The organism is Pseudomonas sp. CM25 (assembly GCF_013179705.1).
Classification (GTDB): domain Bacteria; phylum Pseudomonadota; class Gammaproteobacteria; order Pseudomonadales; family Pseudomonadaceae; genus Aquipseudomonas.
This window is the reverse complement of sequence record NZ_JABMCW010000404.1, coordinates 1-4,331: the sequence shown is the minus strand read 5'-3', so window position 1 is coordinate 4,331 and position 4,331 is coordinate 1. Positions and strand designations below refer to the sequence as shown.

The window sequence follows — 4,331 nt, the reverse complement described above, 5'->3', positions numbered from 1 at the left end:
CATCCACGACATCAAGGCTGCCCACGAATACGCCGAGCGCCTGAAGGTGCTGGCCGCAGAAGTGTCCGATACGCTGTACCTGGTCATGCGTGTGTATTTTGAAAAGCCGCGCACCACCGTTGGCTGGAAAGGCCTGATCAACGACCCGTACCTGGATGACTCCTTCAAGATCCAGGATGGCCTGCACATTGGTCGCCAGCTGCTGCTGGACCTGGCCGAGATGGGCCTGCCGACCGCCACCGAGGCGCTCGACCCGATTTCCCCGCAATACCTGCAAGACCTGATCAGTTGGTCGGCGATCGGCGCCCGCACCACCGAATCGCAAACCCACCGCGAGATGGCCTCGGGCCTGTCCTCGGCGGTCGGCTTCAAGAACGGCACCGACGGCGGCCTGACCGTTGCCATCAACGCCCTGCAGTCGGTTTCCAAACCGCACCGCTTCCTGGGTATCAACCAGGAAGGCGGCGTGTCGATCGTCACCACCAAAGGCAACCCGTACGGCCACGTGGTATTGCGCGGCGGTAACGGCAAGCCGAACTACGACTCGGTCAGCGTCGCCCTGTGCGAACAGGACCTGGCCAAGGCCAAAATCAAGGCCAACATCATGGTCGATTGCAGCCACGCCAACTCCAACAAGGATCCGGCGTTGCAACCACTGGTGATGGAGAACGTTGCCAACCAGATCCTCGAAGGCAACCAGTCGATCATCGGCCTGATGGTCGAGAGCCACCTGAACTGGGGCTGCCAGTCGATTCCGAAAGACTTGAACGAACTGCAGTACGGTGTTTCCATCACCGACTCGTGCATCGACTGGTCCGCGACCGAAAAGACCCTGCGCAGCATGCATGCCAAGCTCAAGGATGTGCTGCCGCAGCGTAAACGCGGCTGAATAAAAAGCGGGGCCGCAACGCGGCCCCGCTTTTTATTTCAAATCCGGAATTACCGATTCAAGCCTTGCTCGAATGCCGCTGCTGGCGCTCCATGTAGCGCTCTACATAGGAGCATGACGGGATCACCGTGTAACCCATCTGCTCGGCGTATTCCAGCGCCCGCTCGGTCAATGCGGCAGCGATTCCGCGGCCGCGCAAGGCATTGGGCACGAAGGTGCGATAGATATCCAGCGTCTGCTTGCCCAGATCCATATACGTCAGATAGGCACGATGACCGTCCACGGTGGTCTCGAACTGATGACCGGCCTGGTCATGGTGGATGGTCAGCGCTTCGCTCATCACTACTCCTCGCAGGTCTTCTCGGCAGACCCATACCTTAACCGATGGTGATTTATCCGGCACAGAATCCTCTACGCCACCTGTTGCCCCTTCGACCACTCAACGATTGCAATGGTTCGGATCTGCGGCACTGACAAGATAGTAGGCGCCGCAAGCGTGATTGCTCAAGGTGGCAGCGCTTAAAAATGGCGAAAACGCCATCAGCACTGATCTTCCCTGCGCGCGCAACAGCCGCCGGATGTTGTAGGGCTTAAGACGCTGAAGGACAGTTAAAGTCACCCTTAGTTCAACAAAAAAGTTTCTGTACTACAAGCGCTTGCGAACCCTGCACGATTTTTTCACAGCGGAGTAGCAAATCTTGTCGGCGCGACGTCAAGCAACATTTTTTTTGCAGTTCTTGCGCTGAGTCAGTTTACTTACTACAAGTAATGGGTACTATGTACGCCGGCCAGTTTCTCTTTTCCGAGAGATGGCTATTTAATAGAAAGTCCTTGAAGGGGAACACGATGAACAACGTTCTGAAATTCTCTGCTCTGGCTCTGGCCGCAGTTCTGGCTACCGGTTGCAGCAGCGTATCCAAAGAAACCGAAGCTCGTCTGACTGCGACTGAAGACGCAGCAGCTCGCGCTCAAGCTCGTGCAGACGAAGCCTACCGTAAGGCTGACGACGCACTGGCTGCCGCTCAGAAGGCTCAGCAGACCGCTGACGAAGCCAACGAGCGCGCTCTGCGTATGCTGGACAAAGCCAGCCGCAAGTAATAATCCTCACGGATTGTTATGAAGCCGACCCACTTGTGGGTCGGCTTTTTTATTGCCTGCGCAACACCCGGATGCACCGGCCAGATACGAAAAGGCCTGCACTAAGGCAGGCCCGGATGTGTCGCAAAAAACCTTACTGCAGTTCTGCCGGGATGCTCGAAACCATCGGCGCGCCACCCTGGTTTTCCACCGGCACGGCAATCTCGACTGGCATGCCGTCTTCTGCAGCCACCACGTCACGCACCATGTCCCAGTTCATGCGCAGGTTATTGGCCAGGTCTTCGCGCTTGAGCAAGGCGTTGATAACAGCGGTGTGCTTGTCGACCACCGACGGGTTGCCCTGGTCATCCAGCGGCGTGTGCGCTTCCAGATAGACCTTGCCAGCGCTGATGCCGAACTTGTACGGCTCGTTGATGATGCGCACCGGCGTACCGACCGGCACCATCTTCGACAGTTCCAGCACGTTGTTGTTGAGCATGCGGAAGCAACCGTGGCTGGTACGCATGCCAATGCCGAACTTCTTGTTCGAGCCATGGATCAGGTAGCCCGGCACGCCCAGGGTGAACTTGAACGGCCCCAGCGGGTTGTCCGGGCCGGCCGGCACCACGGTCGGCAGGATGTCACCCTCTGCGGCGTGCTCGGCACGGATCGACGCAGGCGGCGTCCAGGTAGGGTTCGGGGTCTTCGCGGTAATCTTGGTATTGGCGATCGGCGAACCCCAACCCTCGCGCCCAATGCCCAGCGGGAAGGTATGCACCACGCTCTGCCCTTTCGGGTAGTAGTACAGGCGGTACTCGGCCAGGTTGATGACCACGCCTTCACGTGGCCCCGGAGGCAGGACGTAGCGGGTCGGCAGGATGATTTCGGTGCCCGCGCCTGGCAGCCAGGGGTCGACCCCAGGGTTGGCGGCGATCATTTCCAGGTAGCCAAGGTCGTTGGCAGTGCCGATGTCGGCGAAGGTATCTTCGTACTTCGCCTTGATCACCTGCACCTGGCCGACGATGTCTTCACCGGGCGGTGGCAGTGGCAGCTCCAGCGCAGCAGCGGGGCCCGCTACCAGCAGAGCGGCCAGGGACAGGCTACGGGTGACGGCAGGAAAGCGCGGCAACATCCGGTAAATCCTTCGAAAGGTGGGTCAAGAGGATCGATTGTACACCCGCACCGATGCAAGCGGGAGGCATTGGCGCATTGCAAGCGTTTCAGATGATGAAAGGTGCCTGTCGTTCAGTTGCCGTGCAGCTCTGGCCAGACCGGGCGCATGCCGCGTCGTTGAGCATCGAGGATGGCACGGCACAGGTCACACAGGCGGCCATCGCGATAGATCGAGCGTGACACCCCCGACCAGCGCGGCTGCGCTGGCAGCAGGCCACCGCACAAGGTACGGTCGACAGGCACACCCAGCTCAAGCTGACGGGCCACCAGGTGAACGCGGATTTCCTGGCAGGCGAACAGGTCGAGCTGCTCGTCGGGCTCGATCAGTTGGTAGGCAAACAGGGACCAGGCAGGGCGCGGCATCGGGGGCACTCGAAACGGGGGGCGCAACATTATCCGAAAGCCGCCCTCGTTAAAAGCGTCACAGCAAGGGTTTTATCGCCGGCCAGGCATTTTCCAGCAAGCGCTGCTGGGCACCCTGGGCCGGATGGATACCATCGGCCTGCATCAATTCCGGCACGCCGCCCACGCCTTCCAGGAAAAACGGCACCAGGGGCACCTGCTTGTCCGCTGCCAGCTGCTCATACACCTTGGCAAACGCCGTGGTATAGCGCACCCCGTAATTGGGCGGCAGGCGCATGCCCAGCAACACTACCTTGGCGCCGGCCTGGCGCGCGCTTTCAATCATCGAGGCAAGATTTTGTTGCAATTGCGCGGGCGGCTGCCCGCGCAGCCCATCGTTGCCGCCCAGTTCCAGCACTACCAGGCTTGGTTTATGCGCTGCAAGCAGCGCCGGCAACCGCGCCTGGCCACCTGCGCTGGTGTCGCCGCTGATCGAGGCATTGACCACTTTTTCATCGAAACCTTCATCGCGCAGCCGGGTCTGCAACAGAGAGACCCAGCCCTGGCGGGTATCCAGGCCAAAACCGGCGCTGATACTATCGCCCACAACCAGCAGTGTTCCCGCCACCGCGCTCTGGGCCAGGCAATACAAGGCCAGACCGGCACTCAACCACCACACTCGCATCGGATTCTCCATGGGCCCCAGCATTCTCGTTGCGCAGCACCTTAGCAAAGTGGTCCCCAGCGCGGAAGGTGACCTGACCATCCTTCATGCGCTCTCGCTCGACCTGGCCCAGGGCGACAGCCTGGCCATCGTCGGTGCGTCGGGCTCAGGCAAGTCGACCCTGCT

Annotated in this window: 7 protein-coding genes; 3 read left to right on the top strand and 4 right to left on the bottom strand. The window is 60.2% G+C overall.

Annotated elements, in window-relative coordinates:
• A partial coding sequence (locus HP546_RS26605) for a 3-deoxy-7-phosphoheptulonate synthase (RefSeq protein ID WP_172231736.1) occupies positions 1-889 on the top strand: 889 nt, incomplete at its 5' end.
• A 58-nt stretch (positions 890-947) separates the two neighbouring features.
• Here HP546_RS26605 and HP546_RS26600 read toward each other — a convergent pair.
• The gene (locus HP546_RS26600) at positions 948-1,229 is read right to left on the bottom strand and encodes a GNAT family N-acetyltransferase (protein ID WP_016500542.1); all 282 of its coding nucleotides are present in this window, start codon (positions 1,227-1,229) and stop codon (positions 948-950) included.
• 506 nt (positions 1,230-1,735) lie between these two features.
• On the opposite strand from HP546_RS26600, the gene oprI reads away from it, so the two are divergent.
• Positions 1,736-1,987: an outer membrane lipoprotei OprI gene (gene oprI / locus HP546_RS26595; RefSeq protein ID WP_003259780.1), complete on the top strand. Its 252-nt coding sequence runs from the start codon at positions 1,736-1,738 to the stop codon at positions 1,985-1,987.
• Between the two features lie 133 nt (positions 1,988-2,120).
• On the opposite strand, the gene HP546_RS26590 is transcribed toward oprI, so the two are convergent.
• The 3 genes from HP546_RS26590 to HP546_RS26580 all read right to left on the bottom strand — a co-directional run bounded on the left by HP546_RS26590 (position 2,121) and on the right by HP546_RS26580 (position 4,166).
• Entirely contained in the window at positions 2,121-3,098 is a 978-nt protein-coding gene (locus HP546_RS26590) for a L,D-transpeptidase family protein (RefSeq protein WP_172231733.1), read from the bottom strand.
• 113 nt (positions 3,099-3,211) lie between these two features.
• The gene (locus tag HP546_RS26585; protein ID WP_172231730.1) at positions 3,212-3,502 is read right to left on the bottom strand and encodes a hypothetical protein; all 291 of its coding nucleotides are present in this window, start codon (positions 3,500-3,502) and stop codon (positions 3,212-3,214) included.
• Between the two features lie 58 nt (positions 3,503-3,560).
• The gene (locus tag HP546_RS26580; protein WP_172231727.1) at positions 3,561-4,166 is read right to left on the bottom strand and encodes an arylesterase; all 606 of its coding nucleotides are present in this window, start codon (positions 4,164-4,166) and stop codon (positions 3,561-3,563) included.
• 10 nt (positions 4,167-4,176) lie between these two features.
• Here HP546_RS26580 and HP546_RS26575 point away from each other — a divergent pair.
• Positions 4,177-4,331 (top strand): ATP-binding cassette domain-containing protein (locus HP546_RS26575; RefSeq protein ID WP_172231724.1); only part of this gene is annotated, 155 nt, incomplete at its 3' end.